This window comes from Pseudomonas congelans (assembly GCF_900103225.1).
Taxonomy (GTDB): domain Bacteria; phylum Pseudomonadota; class Gammaproteobacteria; order Pseudomonadales; family Pseudomonadaceae; genus Aquipseudomonas; species Aquipseudomonas congelans.
This window is the reverse complement of record NZ_FNJH01000008.1, coordinates 133,092-151,438: the sequence shown is the minus strand read 5'-3', so window position 1 is coordinate 151,438 and position 18,347 is coordinate 133,092. Positions and strand designations below refer to the sequence as shown.

14 protein-coding genes are annotated in these 18,347 nt (G+C 62.5%); 5 read left to right on the top strand and 9 right to left on the bottom strand.

Features of this window, described 5'->3' with window-relative positions:
* Positions 1 to 183 precede the first annotated feature (183 nt).
* A complete protein-coding gene (locus tag BLR20_RS22435; protein ID WP_010435709.1) occupies positions 184 to 897 on the bottom strand; it encodes a FadR/GntR family transcriptional regulator in 714 nt (237 codons plus the stop codon).
* 94 nt (positions 898 to 991) lie between these two features.
* Complete coding sequence (locus tag BLR20_RS22430) at positions 992 to 2,734, bottom strand: IlvD/Edd family dehydratase (protein ID WP_032614243.1); 1,743 nt, start codon at positions 2,732 to 2,734, stop codon at positions 992 to 994.
* Positions 2,735 to 2,948: 214 nt separating this feature from the next.
* Between BLR20_RS22430 and BLR20_RS22425 the strand changes: the two genes are divergently transcribed.
* The 5 genes from BLR20_RS22425 to BLR20_RS22405 all read left to right on the top strand — a co-directional run bounded on the left by BLR20_RS22425 (position 2,949) and on the right by BLR20_RS22405 (position 7,334).
* A complete protein-coding gene (locus BLR20_RS22425) occupies positions 2,949 to 4,262 on the top strand; it encodes an MFS transporter (RefSeq protein ID WP_032614245.1) in 1,314 nt (437 codons plus the stop codon).
* Between the two features lie 36 nt (positions 4,263 to 4,298).
* Positions 4,299 to 5,291: an AraD1 family protein gene (gene araD1 / locus BLR20_RS22420; RefSeq protein WP_054993561.1), complete on the top strand. Its 993-nt coding sequence runs from the start codon at positions 4,299 to 4,301 to the stop codon at positions 5,289 to 5,291.
* A gap of 135 nt (positions 5,292 to 5,426) precedes the next feature.
* On the top strand, positions 5,427 to 5,711 hold the full coding sequence (locus BLR20_RS22415) for a DUF5629 family protein (RefSeq protein WP_010435716.1): 285 nt from the start codon (positions 5,427 to 5,429) through the stop codon (positions 5,709 to 5,711).
* 80 nt (positions 5,712 to 5,791) lie between these two features.
* Positions 5,792 to 6,964, top strand: a complete 1,173-nt coding sequence (locus BLR20_RS22410) for a lactonase family protein (RefSeq protein ID WP_054993560.1) — start codon at positions 5,792 to 5,794, stop codon at positions 6,962 to 6,964.
* A gap of 175 nt (positions 6,965 to 7,139) precedes the next feature.
* Positions 7,140 to 7,334 (top strand): hypothetical protein, encoded by a 195-nt coding sequence (locus BLR20_RS22405; protein WP_010435723.1) that lies wholly within the window; start codon positions 7,140 to 7,142, stop codon positions 7,332 to 7,334.
* 224 nt (positions 7,335 to 7,558) lie between these two features.
* On the opposite strand, the gene BLR20_RS22400 is transcribed toward BLR20_RS22405, so the two are convergent.
* The 7 genes from BLR20_RS22400 to BLR20_RS22370 are packed head-to-tail and all read right to left on the bottom strand — an operon-like array spanning position 7,559 to position 18,343.
* Positions 7,559 to 11,203 (bottom strand): AAA family ATPase, encoded by a 3,645-nt coding sequence (locus tag BLR20_RS22400; protein WP_054992413.1) that lies wholly within the window; start codon positions 11,201 to 11,203, stop codon positions 7,559 to 7,561.
* Entirely contained in the window at positions 11,200 to 12,444 is a 1,245-nt protein-coding gene (locus BLR20_RS22395; protein WP_032614251.1) for an exonuclease SbcCD subunit D C-terminal domain-containing protein, read from the bottom strand. Before BLR20_RS22395 ends, BLR20_RS22400 begins: the two co-directional genes overlap by 4 nt.
* A gap of 42 nt (positions 12,445 to 12,486) precedes the next feature.
* Positions 12,487 to 14,145 carry a BatD family protein gene (locus tag BLR20_RS22390; RefSeq protein WP_054992412.1) on the bottom strand — a complete coding sequence of 553 codons (1,659 nt, stop codon included), beginning with the start codon at positions 14,143 to 14,145 and terminating at the stop codon, positions 12,487 to 12,489.
* Positions 14,142 to 15,860 carry a VWA domain-containing protein gene (locus tag BLR20_RS22385; RefSeq protein ID WP_054992411.1) on the bottom strand — a complete coding sequence of 573 codons (1,719 nt, stop codon included), beginning with the start codon at positions 15,858 to 15,860 and terminating at the stop codon, positions 14,142 to 14,144. The genes BLR20_RS22390 and BLR20_RS22385 overlap by 4 nt, the downstream gene beginning before the upstream one ends.
* Positions 15,857 to 16,915, bottom strand: a complete 1,059-nt coding sequence (locus BLR20_RS22380) for a vWA domain-containing protein (protein ID WP_054992410.1) — start codon at positions 16,913 to 16,915, stop codon at positions 15,857 to 15,859. Before BLR20_RS22380 ends, BLR20_RS22385 begins: the two co-directional genes overlap by 4 nt.
* Positions 16,908 to 17,402 carry a DUF4381 domain-containing protein gene (locus BLR20_RS22375; protein WP_032614258.1) on the bottom strand — a complete coding sequence of 165 codons (495 nt, stop codon included), beginning with the start codon at positions 17,400 to 17,402 and terminating at the stop codon, positions 16,908 to 16,910. The genes BLR20_RS22380 and BLR20_RS22375 overlap by 8 nt, the downstream gene beginning before the upstream one ends.
* Positions 17,399 to 18,343 carry a DUF58 domain-containing protein gene (locus BLR20_RS22370; RefSeq protein WP_003318876.1) on the bottom strand — a complete coding sequence of 315 codons (945 nt, stop codon included), beginning with the start codon at positions 18,341 to 18,343 and terminating at the stop codon, positions 17,399 to 17,401. The genes BLR20_RS22375 and BLR20_RS22370 overlap by 4 nt, the downstream gene beginning before the upstream one ends.
* Positions 18,344 to 18,347: the final 4 nt, after the last annotated feature.

Below are 18,347 nucleotides of genomic sequence, written 5' to 3'. Positions count from 1 at the left end.
GGAGTGATTAAGGACTTAGCTTACGCCGGGCTAATAAATATCTTACTAATGGGCTGGATATTTCCCACGGGAATAGAAAGTTCAGCGGCGGGTTTCAGCAATCGTCAGGGTTCGCCATGCCTGATTGATAAACACGACGCATAGACAGGCGCAGGAAGTTCTCGATTCAGTCGAACCTGTCGATCAACCGCCCCCGAGCACCACACTCAGCGCATTGCGCGCATCGTCCAGTTGCACCAGTGACGCGTGGCGTGCGCCCAGCGCGTCGCGGTTCTGGATGGCGGTGAGGATCGCCTTGTGGCGTGGCATGGCCAGTTCGTGCAGGTTGGGGCGCTTGTTGGAGTATTTGAGCGCTTCGCGCAATGCCAGTGACAGCATGTTGCACAAGTGCGCCAGCAGATCGTTGTGGGTGGCGTCGGCGATGCGGCTGTGGAAGTCGAGGTCGGGTTGCAGCAGGTCTTCCGGCGTCGGTGCAGCTTCCATGCGCAGATAAGCTTCGTGGATCGATTCGATCTCTGCGTCGGTGGCATGCTGTGCGGCCAGCGCTGCAACCGCCGGCTCGATGACCGCGCGTACGCTGGTCAGCAGATGGAAGAACTCATTCTGCGGCGAGCTTTGCATGACCCAGTGCAGCACGTCCGGGTCCAGCAGATGCCATTCGCGGCGCGCCTTGACCACCGTGCCGACACGCGGGCGCGAATAGACCAGACCCTTGGCCACCAGAACCCGTGTCGCTTCACGCAGGACCGGGCGGCTGACGGCGTACTCTTCGCAGAGCATTGCTTCGGCAGGCAGCTTTTCGTCAGGCTTGAAACGGCCGGACACGATTTGCATGCCCAGTTCCTGGACAATGCGTGCGTGCATGCTTTTTCGGTCGGAAGGCTTTCGATAATCCATGGGAACGCTGGTCGGTCCTGGCGGTAATTGCTGGGCATCATACCATTGCGTAACACTTGCGGCGGCTGCCTGCGTCAGGCAGCCGCCGTTTCGTTTAGTGCGAGTGACGAGGGACTTCGGCGCCTCTGCAACCGACCAGGAAGTCGAAATCGCAGCCCTGATCCGCCTGCATCACCCGGTCTACGTACAGTTGACGATAGCCACCAAGCAACAGTTGCGGCGGTGCCTGCCAGTCGGCGAGGCGTGCCGCCAGTTCGGCTTCCGGGATGTCCAGATGCAGACGCCCGCCAGCGCAGTCCAGCTCGATCCAGTCGCCTTCCTTGACCACCGCCAGCGGGCCGCCGGCTGCGGCTTCCGGCGCCACATGCAGAACCACTGTGCCGTAAGCCGTGCCGCTCATGCGCGCATCGGAAATGCGCACCATGTCAGTCACGCCCTGCGCCAGCAGCTTGGCTGGCAAGCCCATGTTGCCGACCTCGGCCATGCCCGGATAGCCCTTGGGGCCGCAGTTCTTGAGCACCATGACCGAGTTGGCATCGATGTCCAGATCCGGGTCGTTGATCCGCGATTTGTACATCTCGAAATTCTCGAACACCACTGCGCGGCCACGGTGCTGCATCAGTGCCGGCGTCGCGGCCGAAGGCTTGAGCACGGCCCCCAGCGGCGCGAGGTTGCCGCGCAGCACGCAAATCCCGCCGTCGGCGCGGATCGGGTTGTCCAGCGCGCGGATCACCTGATCTTCGCCATAGATGGGGGAGTTGCAGGTGTTTTCACCGATGCTTTTGCCATTGACGGTCAAGGCATCCGGGTTGGGCAGCAGCTTGGCTTCGTTCATGCGCCGCAGCACGGCGGGCAGGCCACCGGCGTAATAGAACTCTTCCATCAGGAAGCGCCCCGAAGGTTGCAGGTCGACAATCGTCGGCATGCCCCGGCCCATGCGTGACCAGTCATCCAGATCCAGGTCGACGCCGATGCGTCCGGCGATGGCTTTCAAGTGGATGACGGCGTTGGTCGAGCCACCGATGGCCGCGTTGACCCGGATGGCGTTTTCGAAAGCGGCCTTGGTGAGAATCTTCGACAGGCGCAGGTCTTCGCGGACCATGTCGACGGCACGCATGCCGGACATGTGCGCCAGCACGTAACGCCGCGAATCCACCGCCGGAATGGCCGCGTTGTGCGGCAGCGAAGTGCCCAGCGCTTCGGCCATGCAGGCCATGGTCGAGGCCGTGCCCATGGTGTTGCAGGTGCCTGCCGAGCGCGACATGCCGGCTTCGGCGGAGAGGAATTCATCCAGGCTGATGGTCCCGGCCTTGTAGGACTCGTGCATCTGCCAGACGATGGTTCCGGCGCCGATGTCCTTGCCTTCATGCTTGCCGTTGAGCATCGGTCCGCCGGTGACGACGATGGCGGGGATGTCGCAACTGGCAGCCCCCATCAACAGGGCAGGGGTGGTCTTGTCACAGCCGGTCAACAGCACGACGCCATCGATGGGGTTGCCGCGAATCGCTTCTTCAACGTCCATGCTCGCCAGGTTGCGGGTGAACATAGCGGTAGGGCGCAGGTTGGATTCGCCGTTGGAAAACACCGGAAACTCGACCGGCCAGCCGCCTGCTTCGATCACGCCACGTTTGACATGCTCGGCGATCTGCCGGAAATGCGCGTTGCAGGGGGTCAACTCCGACCAGGTATTGCAGATGCCGATGATCGGCTTGCCCTGAAACTGATGGTCGGCAATGCCCTGATTCTTCATCCAGCTGCGGTACATGAAGCCATTCTTGTCGGCAGTGCCAAACCACTGGGCAGAACGGAGGGGCGGTTTTTTATCGGAGTCAGACATGATCGGCTCTCTTATTGTAAGACTTAATGGCGATACTGCTGGCTAAGGTAAGCCTAAAAAACGCGTATTGGAAGAGTTGTCAGTTTAAATAGTATTACTATATAGTCGATTGTAGACGAGGGATCATCCTGGCGCATGTGCAGCGTTATTCAGCCCCCAGGCACAGAGGCGATCCCCGCAGGTTCCATAACAAAAACAATGGGAGACCGCCTACATGAGCCAGGAACTGCGGCTTATACGCCGCATCACGCTGAAACTGATTCCTTTCCTTATCCTGCTGTACCTGATCGCTTATGTAGACCGCTCTGCCGTGGGCTTTGCCAAGCTGCACATGGGCGCGGACATCGGCATCGGCGACGCGGCCTACGGGCTGGGTGCCGGCCTGTTCTTCATCGGTTACTTCCTGCTGGAGATCCCCAGCAACCTGATGCTCGAACGTTTCGGCGCGCGTCGCTGGTTCGCGCGGATCATGATCACCTGGGGTGCGATCACCATCGGCATGGCCTTCGTCCAGGGGCCGCACAGCTTTTACGTGATGAGGTTTCTGCTCGGCGCTGCCGAGGCGGGCTTCTTTCCTGGTGTGCTGTACTACATCACCCAGTGGTTTCCGGTGCGCCATCGCGGCAAGATTCTCGGCCTTTTCATCCTTTCGCAACCCATCGCCATGATGATCACCGGGCCCGTTTCCGGCGGTTTGCTGGGCATGGACGGCATACTCGGCCTGCATGGCTGGCAGTGGCTGTTCATCGTCATCGGCACGCCGGCGATTCTACTGACCTGGCCGGTGCTGCGCTGGCTGCCGGATGGTCCGCAGCAGGTCACATGGATGGACCAGGCCGAGAAGGACTGGCTGACCGGTGAGCTGAAAAGGGATCTTGAAGAGTATGGCCAGACTCGCCACGGCAATCCGTTGCATGCCTTGAAAGACAAGCGCGTGCTGCTTCTGGCGCTGTTCTATCTGCCGGTGACCTTGAGCATCTACGGTCTGGGCTTGTGGTTGCCGACGCTGATCAAACAGTTCGGTGGCAGTGACCTGACCACCGGCTTCGTGTCTTCGGTGCCGTACATTTTCGGCATCATCGGCTTGCTGATCGTGCCGCGCAGTTCCGACCGCCTCAACGACCGTTACGGGCATCTGGCGGTGCTTTATGTGCTGGGCGCCATCGGCCTGTTCTGCAGCGCCTGGCTGACCATGCCGGTGGCGCAGTTGGCCGCATTGTGCGTCGTGGCGTTTGCGCTGTTCTCCTGTACGGCGGTGTTCTGGACCTTGCCGGGGCGGTTCTTTGCCGGTGCCAGTGCCGCAGCCGGTATCGCGCTGATCAATTCGGTCGGCAACCTGGGCGGCTACATCGGTCCGTTCGTGATCGGTGCGTTGAAGGAAATCACCGGCAGTCTGGCATCGGGCCTCTATTTCCTGTCGGGTGTCATGGTCTTCGGGCTGCTGCTGACCGGCATCGTTTATCACGTGCTGGAGCGCAAGCATGTGCTGCCAGTGTCCGACTTCGCGGCGAGTGCCAAGGCGAGATAGGTTTTCAGCGGCCCATTATTCTGGAAGGAGAATTTCATGCGGTTAGTACAGTTTGAATTGAGCGATGGCCAGCGCCGTGTAGGGCTGGTGGACGGTGACCAGGTGCGTGAGGTCCAGGGTGTCGAGAGTGTTCGCGAGCTGGCGCTGGCGGCGATCGAGGCAGGTTCGGCTCTGGCGCATCAGGTCGAGCAGCGTGGCGTTGGCGAGACGCACGACTATTCGCAGTTGCTTGAGGAGCTGCGGATCCTGCCACCGCTCGACCATCCTGATCCGGCGCACCTGCTGGTCAGCGGCACTGGACTGACACACCTGGGCAGTGCGTCGGCGCGCGACAAGATGCACCAGCAGTCCGGCGACGAAGCCTCTATGACCGACACCATGCGTATCTTCAAATGGGGCGTCGAAGGCGGCAAGCCGTCGGCGGGGCAGGCCGGTGTTCAGCCAGAGTGGTTCTACAAGGGTGACGGCAGCATTGTCGTACGCCCCGGACATTCTTTTTCGCTGCCGCCGTTTGCCGAAGACGGCGGGGAAGAACCCGAACTGAGCGGCCTGTACGTGATCGGTCATGACCGCAAGCCTTATCGACTGGGCTTCGCCATCGGTAACGAATACTCCGATCACGTCATGGAGCGTCGCAACTACCTGTATCTGGCGCATTCGAAACTGCGCGCCTGTTCGTTCGGGCCGGAGTTGCGCGTGGGCGACTTGCCGCAAAGCCTGTCGGGCACCAGCCGGGTCTGGCGCGACGGCAAGGTGCTGTGGGAGAAAGAGTTTCTCAGTGGCGAAGCGAACATGTGCCACAGCCTGGAAAACCTCGAATACCACCACTTCAAGTACGCACAGTTTCTCAGGCCCGGTGACGTGCATGTGCATTTCTTCGGCACTGCGACCCTGTCGTTCGCCGATGGCGTGCGCACACAGCCGGGCGATCGTTTCGAGATCAGTCAGGCCGAGTTCGGTCAGCCGCTGGTCAATGGCCTGGCACCGAGCGAGCCGGTGTTTCAGCCGGGCGGCATCGGCAAGTTGTAAGCGCAGAGGCGCAGTACCTGTTTGATTGCTCACCGTGCCAGCGCCCGGCGTTGGTACGGCTCTACTTCCGCTCCGACTGTATCTGCGCCTGCCTTTTGCCCTATCATTCGCGCTTTTGCTGGCCGGATGAATTTCATGACTACCACACCCACCACACTGCTCGCCGCCCTCGAAACCACCACCATGCTGGAAATCGACGGTCTGCACGCCTGGGAATTCTCTCTGGGCGAGGAACTGAACGTCGAATGCATGGACGGCCGCGAGCGCAAGGTATGGCGCTTCACCAAGGCGCAAGTCGACGCTGCGACCTTCGATGAGTCCCTGCAAAGCTGGGTGATCAATGACGGCAACGCCGATCACCGAATCATCTGCCTGGATGCCTTTACCCCCTCCGATGAAGATGATTCCGCGCAGGATTGAGTAAATGCGGGCTGGCGCTGTCATAGACCCCGACAGTGCCGTAACAGGCATCAATAACTTCGATAACAAGGGATGCCCCCATGCCCCATAAATTTCTGCCGTGGCTGGCGATTGCCAGTGCTATGAGCGCATTTACCCTGCAGGCCCAAGCCATGCCCGATACTGAATTGCTGATGGGTTCCTACACGCAAGGAAAGAGTGAAGGGATCTATCGTTTTGCCTTCGACAGCAAAACCGGGATGATCGACGCCAAGCCGCTGCAAGTGGTCAAAGCCGAAAACCCGTCGTGGCTGACCGTCTCCAGAGACCAGCGCTATCTGTTCGCGGTCAATGAAAACGGCCCTGGACAAAAAGACGCGGTCGGTAAGGTCAGCAGCTTCGCGATCGACCCGAAAACCCGTCAGATCACGCCGATCAATCAGGTTCAAAGCCGCGGTGAAGAACCGACGCATTCCAGCCTGAGCTACGACGGCCGCTACCTGTTCGTGGCCAACTACGCCGTAAACCCTGACCCGGGCGGCGCGCTGACCGTGGTGCCGGTGGGCAAGGATGGCACGTTGAGCGAAGCCGTTCAGGTGCTGCCGCTGGGGCCTGGAAGCAAGGTCAACAGTGAGCGGCAGATGTCGTCACATGTGCACCTGGCCGTGCCGACCCCGGATGACAAGTACGTGGTGACTGCCGACCTGGGCGCTGACAAGCTGTTCGTGTATCAATACGACGCAAGCCAGGCCAAGCCACTGCAGCCAGCCAAGGTGCCGTTCGTGCAGTTGCCGGGCGGTTCCGGACCCCGTCATACGCTTTTCAGCGGCGACGGCAAGCATGCCTGGCTGGTACTGGAAATGACCGCCCAGGTCGCGGTGTTCGACTACCATGACGGCGGCTTCAAGCAGACCCAACTGGTCGACATGAAGAACAAGGGCGTGGAAGAGAAAAACGGTGGTGGCGCCTTGCACACTTCACCGGATGGCAAGTTTCTGTACGTGACTAATCGTGGTGACGCGAATCAGGTCGTGGTGTTCCGGATCGATCAGGCCAGCGGCAAGCTCGAAGAAATTCAGCGGCGTTCCCTGGAAGGCAAGGAGCCACGCGAGTTCGCGTTTGATCCGAGCGGCAAGTTCATGCTGTTCGCCAATCAGAAGAGCAACCAGATCGTGACCGTGCGCCGTGATCCGCAGAGCGGGAAGATCGGTGAAACGGTACAGAAATTTGATGCAGATGCACCGTCTTATCTGCGTTTTCTGACCGATAAGTAAGCCGCCCCGGCTCCAGCCCGCGCGATACAAGGGCTGGAGACGTTATCATTCTTGATGATATGGGTTAGTGCTACAAAAGATTTCTGCTGAACCACCCTCGGGCGTAAGTTTGAGTCACGGCCATAACGGTCAGGACTTCAAACCAGCGTAAAGACAGACAAGAGGGGTGACCGACATGAATTTCAATCTTTTCTCCATCATCGCTGCATCTGCTATCTCGGCAAGCGTCGCTCTTCCGGCCAGCGCCAGCGTCGAAGTGAACGACAAGAAAGCTCACGCCGCTCAGACCTACACTTCGACCTACACCAGCAAATACCTGCAACAGAGCGCTAATTTCTACGCAGCGCTGGATCACAAATCCGCTCAATGATTCATAGCCGTCACGCTTTCGCGAGCATGTTCGCCCACACAGGTCCTGCGACCACTGCCCAATGCGTGGCAGACCATGCGGAGACTGTCAGGCGAGCCTGTTCGCGAAAGCGCTGATGGCACAACATTCAAGAGCGGACGCAGAGCGTCCAGAACGGCATTCCCACGCGGAGCGTGAGGAGCGATAACCAACTGCCGTGCCTCACGTCCCGCGTCACAGGTCTCTCAGTGACCCACTTCGATGGTGCTCAATCCATTGCCCTGACGACGCACCTTGATCTGCACCGGGATTCGTTCGTGCATTTCCTGCACGTGGGAAATCACGCCGACCTTGCGACCCTGCGCCTGCAAGCCGTCGAGGGCGTCCATCGCCAGTTGCAGCGACTCCGGATCGAGGCTGCCGAAGCCTTCGTCGATGAACAGTGACTCGATGCGCAAGGTGCTGGACGCCATGGAGGCGAGGCCCAGCGCCAGTGCCAGCGAGACAAGGAAGGTTTCCCCGCCGGACAGCGAGTGAACCGAGCGCAGTTCGTCGCCCATTTCCGTGTCCATGACCAGCAGGCCGAGCATGCTGCCGCCGCGTTTCAGGCGGTAGCGGCGCACCAGTTGCCTGAGCTGTGCATTGGCATGATGGACCAGCAGATCAAGGTTGTAGGCCTGGGCGATTTTGCGAAACCTGTCGCCTTCTGCCGAGCCGATCAACGACGCCAGACGTGCCCAGCGCAGGTATTCGCTGTTGGCATCGGCGATGCGCGCCTGCAGTTCGCTGTTGGCGTTGCGGCGACGCTGGTCTTCACTGAGCTCGGCACGCAAGTCGGCGCAGTGCTGCTCACTGAGCGCCGACTGTTCATGGGCCTGTTGCAGCGCTGCCGCCAGTTGCGCACTGTCGGTCAGGTCACTGTGTTGCGCCTGATGCTGTTGCAGGCGCTGATCGCGCTCCTGCAGCAACACTTTTGCCTGCTCCAGCGCCTTGTCGGTGCTGCTCAATTGCGCACGCAGTTGCTCGACATGCGCGTCGTCGTAGGTCAGCAAGGTGTCCAGGGCGCTATCGTCCAGCTGCGGATGCTGAGCACGCCATTCGCTGATCTGCACGTCAAGTTCAGCCAGTTCCTGTTGCAGGGACTGCTGTTGTTGCTGTCCGGACTTGAGCTCGGCAGCCAGTTGAATCAGCTGATTGTGGATGTCCTGCAGAGCCTGCGCCGCCAGACTTTCCGCCTGTCTGGCCTGCTCGATGGTCTGCTCCAGCGCCTGCTGCCACTGCTCTGCGCTGGCGTGGTCGCCCAGCAGACCTGCAAGCGTCTGCTGACTGGTCTGCTGTTGCTCGCCGAGCCGGGTGACTTCCTGCGCCAGTTCGGTCTGGCGGTGCAGGCGAGTCTGTTGCTCGACCTGCTGCTTCTCGATCTTCTGCTGGCGCTCGGTTTGCTCCTGCTGCTCTTCATGTTGCTGCTCCAGCTGATCGAGACGCTGGGTCACCTGCTGTTCAAGCCGCAGCACGGTTGCCGATGCATCGCTGCGCAGCCCTTCAAGCACCTGGGGCGATACCAGCGGCGTGAATGCCGTCAGTTCTTCTTCCAGTCGCTGCCCGTCGGTCTCCAGTTGCTTGAGCTGCTCGGCAACATGGCCCGCAGCGGTCTGGCTGGCTTCGGTCGCCACCTGAAGCTGCTGCTGCAGGCGCGCAGCGTCTTTTTGCAGGGTCAGCAAGGCTTGCTGACGTTGCTCGTCACGGCTGATGACTTCGCTCAGTTGACTCAACTGCTGGCTCAACCAGCCGTCGCGCTTGTCGGCGTCGCGGTCGAGCAACTGGGCGGCGAGGGGATGTGACTCCAGGTCCGGTGCCAAAGCCTGATGGCGCGCGGTGAGCTGCTCGTGCTGGCGCAGCAGCTCTTTCTGCCGGGCGATCACGCCGCCAACCTGCTCGCGCAACTGATTGCGTTGCTCGGTCAGCAGGTCCACGGCTTTCTGCGCGCTGGCCTGCTCGTTGTCGTCGTGTTGCGTGAGGCTTTCGAGCAGCGCCTCCGGCTGATGCCAGGGGTGTTCGATGCTGCCGCAGACCGGGCAGGGCTGGTCGTCCTGCAACTGCACGCGCAACTCCTCGACACTGGCGCTGCGGGCCAAGCGCTGGCGCTCCAGCAGTTGCCGGGTGACGCTCAGGGTCTGCTCGGCGACGGTCAGTTCATCACGAACGCGGATGCCTTCGCTGTTGAGCTGTTCGCGTTGCTGCTGGGCGCTTTGCTGTTGCTGTGTGAGGTCGGCAAGCTGCCGGTCGACGTCCTGCTGACTGGCCCACAGACGGGCCAGCTCCTCGAATGCACGTTGCTGTTTGCGGTTGTCCTGCAACAGGCTGCCGAGAATCTGCACCTGCTCGGTCACTGCCTCCACTTCGCAATCGGCTTCGCGGTACAGCAACTCCAGCGCGCTGCGTTGCTCGGTCAGTTGCTGATCGGCAGTGCTGGCACGTTGCTGCAGTGCCGGCAGCTCGCTGTGCCCGTGCTTGAGGCGATTGGCGATCAGGGTGAGGGATTTCAGGCGGTCACGCCACGCGTTCCAGGCCTGGGCCAGCGGCGCCAGTTCGCTGCTGTGATGCAGTTGCTCGGTAATACGCTCCAGACGTTGCGCTACCTGTTGTTGCTGATCAAGCAGGGTTTGCAGGCTGGTCTGGCCCTGGATGCAGAGCTGCTCGCTGTGCTGGTGCAGGTCGGACGCCTTGGCCAGTTCCTGGGCCAGGTGATTCAGGGTGTTCTGTGCCTCGAAAGCCTGCAGCAGCAGCGGTTTCGCGCTGCTGTGGGTTTGCTGGGCTTCCAGCAGGCTGGTCTGCGCCTGACTGCGGCGGCTTTCCAGCTGTTGCTGCTGTTCGTGCAGCGAGGTCTGTTGTTGCTGATGCTGGCGAATCTGTTCAGCCAAAGGTTCAAGCTGGGCGTTCAGCGTGACCCGACGCGCGAAACGATGGCGCTGCGGGCCCAGGCGTTCCAGCTGGCCGAGGGTCTGACGTGCACCGCTGTGGTCGTCCCAGGCCTGTTGCGCACTGTTCAGTGCCTCCTGGGCCGCGAGCTGTTCGTCACGCAGACGGTGCAGCTCGGTCAGCCACTGCTGTTTGATTTCCAGTTGCCGTTGCTGTGTCTGATGGGCCTTGAGCTGCTGCTGCGCATCGCTCAGGCGCTGCTCCAGTTCAGCCAGCAGTTCCGGGGCCAGCGGGATGATGTTGCTGGCCTGCGCGGTCAGGGTTTTCAGGGCGTCTTCGGCTTCCTTGCTCTTGCTGTAGGCGCGTCGACCGAGCTGACTGTAGATCGCGGTATTGGTCAGCTTCTCCAGCAGCTCGCTGCGCTCCTTGTCATCCGCCTTGAGGAACGCGCTGAACTCGCTCTGGGCGAGCATCACGGCGCGGGTGAACTGTTCGAAATTCAGGCCCAGGCGGTTTTCGATCAGTTGCTCGAATTCGCGTTTGCTCTGGTTGCTGAGGATTTGCTCGCTGTCCAGATCAGTCAGGGTCTGACGACTGGCCTGCAGTTTTTTGGTGGCATTGTCGCGCGCGCGATTGGTTTCCCAGCGCGCACGATAACGCCGCTGATCGATGCCGATGAAGTCCACCTCGGCGTAACCGCTGCCCGTACCACGGCGCAGCAGGGTACGCGGGTCGCTGGTGGTGATGTCGCCGTCGATGTCCGGGACCTTGGACTGGCCGATGTTACTCAGCCGCGGAATCGCCCCGAACAGCGCCAGGCACAAGGCATCGAGCAGGGTGCTTTTGCCCGCGCCGGTAGGGCCGGTGATGGCAAACAGTCCGGCGCTGGCCAGCGGCTCGGCAGTGAAATCGATTTCAAAGGGGCCGGCCAGCGAGGCCAGGTTTTTCAGGCGGATGGCGAGGATTTTCATGGCTGCTCGCTCTCCTGCTGGACTTCACGCAGCAGCGTGGCGAAGTCGGTCAGCGTCTGTTCGTCGACCTCGCTGCCGAAGTTGTCCTGCCAGGCACGGCTGAACAGTTCCTGAGGCGTGAGCTGGTCCAGTTCGATCAGCGTGGCGTCACCCTCGCTGCCGTCCGCGCTGCCTTTGCCGGCGTATTCGGCACCGATGCGCACCAGCCGCACGGCCTTGCCTTGAAGTGCGTTTTCGATCTGGTTGCGCAGGTCCGGCTGGGGTTCATCCAGACGCACGCGCACTTCCAGCCAAGGCTGGCGATCCGGGTCGGCGAGCAGGTCGATGTCCGGCAGCGCCTTGAGTTGTACCAGCAGGTCGGCCAATGGCGCAGGCCCGAGGCGTTGCAGGTTGACGGCACGAGGGATCAGCAACGGCTCGACACTGGTCAGCGTCTCACCGTCGCAATTGATCTCGAGAATCTGGTGCTGGTAGCTGATTTCCGAAAAGGACAGCGGAATCGGCGAGCCGCTGTAGCGAATGCGCTCTTCGCCGTTGACCCGCTGCGGTTTGTGCAGGTGGCCCAGCGCAACATAGGTGATGCTTGGCCCGAACAGGCTGGCCGGCAGCGCTTCGGCGTTGCCGATGATCAGGCTGCGCTCGGAGTCTTCCGAGACCGAGCCGCCTGCCATGTGGGCGTGACTGATGGCGATCAATGCCTGACCCGGCTGGCGCTTGAGGTCAGCCGCTGCGATCAGCAGCTCATGAACCCGGCCGATGCCACGCAGGTAGTCATCGCCCAGGGTCGGGCCGGTGACTTCGGCGGGACGCAGGAAGGGCAGCGCCAGGCACCAGGCCTTGATGTCGCCATTGGCGTCCGGCAATGGCAGCAGCAGGCGTTCGGCATCCAGCACGCCGTCGTCCAGCCACATCACCCTGCCCAGCGCGTGAGTACGCAAGCGGCGCATCAGGGGGGCGGGGAGCTCGATGCGCGAGCCGGAGTCATGGTTGCCCGCGATCATCACGATGGTCAGCAGCGGCTGCTGCTCATGGGCGTTGACGATGAAGTCGTACAGGCGTTCCTGCGCTTTGACCGGCGGGTTGACGGTGTCGAAGATGTCGCCCGCGATCAACAGTACATCCGGTTTACGGTCGGCCAGACGGGCCAGCAGCCAGGTCAGAAAGCAGCCGTGTTCGAAATCCCGCTCCTGGCCGTGCAGGTTCTGACCCAGGTGCCAGTCAGAGGTGTGAAACAGACGCATTGGTTTACCTTGTCGTATAGGGGTGTTGCCCGAGCTGCATCCTTATTTGGGATACAACGGCGGCAACCCGGCATCACCTGCCGGGTCCTGAATATGTTCGGCGGCGGGCAGCTTGCGCACCGCGCGCCAGAGGTCCTCGCCCAGCCACAGCTTGCCGGTTTCGCTGTAAAGCGCACCGTTGAGACCATCCAGGGCATCGGACAGCGGCACGAAGCGCGCAGCCATTTCGGCCAGGGTTTCCGGCTGCTGGCGTGCCCAGGCGTCGAGTGCCTGACGCGTGCCCTGCGGGTCGTTGGCCAGGCAGGCGCGTTTGAGGTCATCCAGTACCGTACGCGGGCTGGGCCCGGTCTGCACGGCCCGGGCGATTGCCGGCTGTCCACGGGCGCGCCACCACAAGCCGAAACCGAGCAGGGTGGTGCAGACCAGCAGCAATGTGCTCATCTGCCACGGCCAGACTGGCGGGCCGATCACGGTCACGCCGCCCATGTCATTGTTCACCGGTGTATCCACCGCCAGACCGGGGTTGCTGCTGATCTGCAGGGTGCGTGCGGGCAGGCTGCTGTGCTCCAGATGATCTTCGCGGGTATTCCACCAGGTCACTTCAACCGCAGGCAGGTCGATTGCGCCGGCGCGGGCGGGCACCAGAGCCTCGCGTTCCTCGCGCGTGCCGATCAGGCCGCGTTCGCTGGGCAGGTTGCGCAGTTGTGGCTGATCCGGATAACGCCGCAGACCGGGTACTTCTGTGGGCGGCAGGGGGGGCAGCTGCGCGCCCGCCAGCCCTTCGGCCTTGAGCGTCAGGGTACGGGTCAGCGAATCGCCGACCTGCGTAGTGCCGGGCTCCGGGCTCCAGTTTTCTTCCAGGTTGATACTGCGTGCCGGCAGCCAGGCGACATCGGCCGGGTAGTCGGCAGGCTTGGGCTTGACGGTCAACGGCACTTCGGCGGACTTGACCCGCACCGATCGGCCCGGCTGCGGCCCGAAAGGATTGGCGTCCTGGGCTTGCGAACCCTCGGCAGGCGTCTGCACCAGCGTGGCGCTGAACACTTGCGCCGGTATCTTGAGCACGCCGCTCTGCTGCGGGTAGATCGCGTAGCGTGTCTCGATCACCCCGTGGCGTACGCCGTTGATCAGCTTTTCGTAGGTGCGCGAGTCGCCGAGCTTTTCGACCCGTGCGTCCGGTACTTGCAGGGGGCTCAAGCTGCTGTCGTCGAACAGCGATACCGAATGGTAGACGCGCAGGGTCAGCACGGCCTGCGCCTGAACATACACGCTGTCCTGATCCAGGCTCGCTTCGATAAAGATCGACGCCAGATGGTTGCCCTGCTCCTGGGGCTCGCTCTGCATGACCTGCAGGGTCAGCGGCTGGCTTTTCAGCTCGCCCAGTTGCAGCGACGGAATCAACACGCTTCCGGTTTCGCGAGGCAGCAGGGTCACGATCCAGCGCGTCGTGGCCTGACTGCTGCCGTCCAGGGTTTTCAGGCTGTTGAGCTGACGCGTGTCACGCACCTCGAAACTGCTTTCCAGCGCGCTCATGTCCGGCTTGCCGAACTGCGTCACATCGTCGGTTTCCAGGGTCAGCTCGACGGTTTCCCCGGCGTTGAGGCGCGTGCGGTCAACGCTGGCGGTCAGTTGCGCAGCCTGCAGCGACAAGGTGACCAGGCTCAGCAGCAGGCCGGTCAATAAGGTGTACACGCGACTCATCGGGTCTTTTCCTGATGTTGCTGTTCGTAGCGAAATTTGCGCCGCAACAGTTCGCCCGGGTCATCCGGAATCTGCCTCAGCCACTGCTCCAGTTCCTGACGCCGCTCGCCGGTCATGGGGCTGTCGGCGGACTGTTGCGGCGGGCGGGTGGTCTGTTCGTCGTCCGTCGACTCGCCCGAGGTGGCCTGGCCGCTGGTGTCCGGCGGCAGGCTTTCGCTGGTGCCGGGTTGATCCGATCGGGACGGATTCTGCTCGGCTGGCGATGCGCTGCTATTGGGGTCTTGCGACGCCTGCTGACCTTCTTCGCCCTGATCGGCCTTGTTCTGTTCGTCCTGAGCAGGCTTCTGCTCGCCGGCCTGATCCAGCAGGCTTTGCACCAGCGCCCGATTGGTTTGCGCCGCAGGGAAGTCGGGCTGGCGGTCCAGGGCCTGCTCGTAGGCATCCAGTGCCGCTGCCAGTTCGCCGCTGCGAGCCAGGGCATTGCCGCGATTGTAGTGGTCGGCGGCGCTGTTGCCTTCGGCAAACTGCCGGGCGGCGCTGGCGTAGTCTTCCGCCTGGTACAACGCCACGCCTTTCCAGCGCGAGTCTTCGAAGCGTTGCGCGGCCTCGGCTGGCCGATGCTGTTCCAGCAGCCGCTGGCCCTGTTGATCGGGACGCAGCCACAGGTCCTGAAACTCGAACGCCTGGCTGTTCTGCGGAAACATGAACATCAATGGCAGGCAGAACAGCCAGCCACGCCGGCCGGCCAGTGCCGCGATCAACAGCAGCGGCAACAGCAACCAGTGGCCCTGATCAGCCCAGGTGTCGAGCTGGACGACCTGTCCGTCGCGGCTCATGTGTCGAGGGCTGGCCAGCAGACCGAGGCTGCGCAAGTCTTCTTCATCACCGCGTGCCTGACGATAGCTGCCACCGACCTGATCGGCGAATTCGTTGAGGCTGGTGCTGTCCAGACGCGGCACCAGAATCGCACCCTGGTCGTCCTTGAGCAGGCTGCCGTTCTCCTGCGTGACCGGCGCGCCTTCCGCCGTGCCGACTCCGAGGATGAGCAGCGGTGGCGATTGCCCGCGCAATACGGCACGGATGCCCTGACGTTCCTGTTCGCTGAGCGACGAGGTGATCAACAGAATCCGCCCCTGACCCAATGCGCCCTGTTTGAGCAGGTGCAGCGCTTTCTGCACGGCCAGATCAGCACGCTGGCCGGTCACCGGCATGATCGACGGTCTGATGGCTTCCAGCAGATTGTGGCTGGTGACCAGGTCATCGGACAGCGGCACCAGGGTATGTGCGCTGCCTGCGTAGACGACGATCGCGGTCTGCGCGTCGCTGCGCTTTTGCAACAGGTCCAGCAGCTTGCGTCTTGCCTGTTCCAGACGGGTAGGGGGCGTATCGGTGGCGAGCATCTGCGGGGTGAGTTCGAGAATCACCACCAACGGATCGACCGGTTTCTGGCTGATCTGTTCGACGCGCTGCCAGCTGGGGCCCAGCAATGCAAAAAGGGCCAGCAACCAGGCGAGCCCCAGCGCGACCCATGGCAGCTTGCTGTTGCTGCCGCGCCCACCGTTGAGCAACACCTCATGAAAGTGAACGGGCAGCAGCATTTGCCAGCGTCCGGCGCGTTTCTGCCGATGCCAGAGTCGCCAGATCAGCAGCGCCAGCAAGGGCGTGATCAGCAGCCATTCCGGGCGAAACCAGTGCGGCCAGAGCGCGCTGATCATCGCGACCTCCACAGGCTTTTGCAGCGCTCGCGCCAGTTGATGGACCGCACCATCGTCAGCAGGCGTTGCAGTGCGTTGTTCGGCCACAACTCACGCAGCACCAGTAGCACACTCAACAGCAGAGCCGTCGCCAGTGGCCATTGATAAAGCGCTTGTGCCGGGCGCGCCTGGGTGGGCTGCTGTGCAACCGGCTCCAGGGCATCGAGGGTGGCGCGGATCTTTTCCAGCTGGTCGCCATCGCGCGCGCGGAAATACTGGCCACCGCTGAGGCTGGCGATTTCCTTGAGCGTCGGTTCGTCCAGATCAAGGCTGGGGTTGAGGCCAAGCACGCTTTGCAGCGCGTCCTTGTCCGGGTCCGAGCCGATGCCGATGGGGTAGATTTTCACGCCTTCTTCGGCCGCCAGCCGCGCGGCGGTGATCGGATCGATCTGACCGGCGTTGTTGGCGCCGTCAGTGACCAGCACCAGCACGCGGCTGGTGGCCGGGCGCAGGCGCAGGCGTTTCAGGGCCAGGCCGATGGCATCGCCCAGTGCAGTGTTCTTGCCTGCAATGCCTATCCTGGCCTCGTCGAGCCAGATACGTACGGTGCGGCGGTCATAAGTAAGTGGCGCCTGGACAAACGCCTGGGTGCCGAACAGGATCAGACCGACCCTGTCACCCTTGCGGTCCTCGAGGAAGTCACCGAGCAGTTGTTGCACCAGCACCAGCCGGCTGACCTCGTCACTTTTCCATTGCATATCCGGGTAGTCCATAGAGCCGGACACGTCGACCGCCACCAGCAGGTCGCGGCCACTGGCGGCGACTGGCAGTGGCTCGCCCAGCCACTGCGGTCGCGCTGTGGCGATCAGCAGCAACAGCCAGATCAACAAAAACGGTGCACGTTGTCTCCAGACCGGCAGATTGGCTTTGGCGCGGCGACCGCTCAGGCCTTCGAGTTCACTGAGAAAGCTGACCTTGAGCGCGGGCTCGCCGCTGTCGGCCATGGGCAGCAGGGCGCGCATCAGCCACGGCAATGGCAGCAGGGCGAACACCCACGGCCAGACGAACTCAAACATGTTTGCGGATCCAGGTATCGACCGCTTGAGTCAGGCCGCTGATGGCCTTGTCGTCCAGTTTGCACTCGGGCTTGTAAGCGCCTTCGACCAGAATCATCCAGCGCGTCAGACCGGCAGCCGGGCAGCGGTTGTCGAGGAACGCCAGCCATTTGCGGCCGTTGAGGGTATGGCTCTGGCTGTGCGGGTAATGGTTACGGCACAGACGTTTGAGCAGGCCGTTGATCTGCTGCAGCCAGGCACCGGCCGGCGCGCCGTCATAGGGTTTCGGCAGGCTGGCCAGTTCCGCCAGCGCGGCGAGGCGAACCGGGTCCAGCGGTTGTTCACTGCGCACTTTGCGGGCCTTGGCCGGCAGCAGTTTGCGCAAGCGCCACAGCCCCCAGCCAGCCACGGGGAGCAGCACCAGCAGCAGCCACCAGCCCGGCGCAAGAGGCCAGAAGCCGACGGCTTCGGGCGCAATCAGCGGCTCCAGCTGATCCAGCGGATTCATTTGCGCTTCACCGGACGACGCGCATTGAGATATTCGCGAAGTTGTTCGACGAGCTCCGCCTGGGTGCTCAACGGCATGAGCAATACCCGCAGCTTCTGCGCCAGCAACTCCCAACGCGCCGTGCGCTCCTCGCCCTGTTGCCGATAGGCGCGGCGCAGTTCTGGGTTGAGGGTGTCGATCTCCAGTTGCGCGCCGCGTTCGGCAAAGCGCAGCAGACCGGCAGCGGGCAGGGCGCGGTCCAGTGGGTCGGACAGCGGCAGCAACAGCAGGTCGCTGTGCCGCGACAGCAGGCTCAGTTGTTGTTCCGCGGCATCGGACAGGGCGCGCTCGTCGCACAGGACGATGACCAGACTGCCGGGACGAAGCACTTCCCGGGCGCGACGCAGCGCAGTGCCGAACGCATCGCGGTCTGGCGGAATCTCGGTATGCAGCGACTGATTGACCCGCACCAGGCGGTTGAGCAGCTGCAACAGGCTTTGTTTGCTGCGTCGCGGCTTGATCTCGTAGTGTTCGTTATCGCCAAATACCAGCCCGCCGACCCGGTCATTGTGTTCCAGCGCCGCCCAGCCGATCAACGCGGCCGCCTGAGCCGCGAGTACCGACTTGAACATCAGGCCGGAGCCGAAGAACAGCCGTCGGCTCTGCTCCACCAGAATGAAGATGGGCCGCTCGCGTTCCTCATGGAACAGCTTGGTGTGCGGCTCCTGCGTGCGTGCCGTCACGCGCCAGTCGATGCTGCGCACGTCGTCTCCGGCCTGATAGACCCGCACCTGATCGAAGTCCACGCCACGACCGCGCAGCTTGGAATGGTGCAGGCCGATCAGCGGGCTGCGTTGGCTGGGGGTCGAAAACAGCTGCACTTCCCGCACCCGATGACGCATCTCGATCAGCTCGCTGAGGCTGACGCGGATGCCCGGCTGGGGGATCAGGTAGGGTTGCATGGGG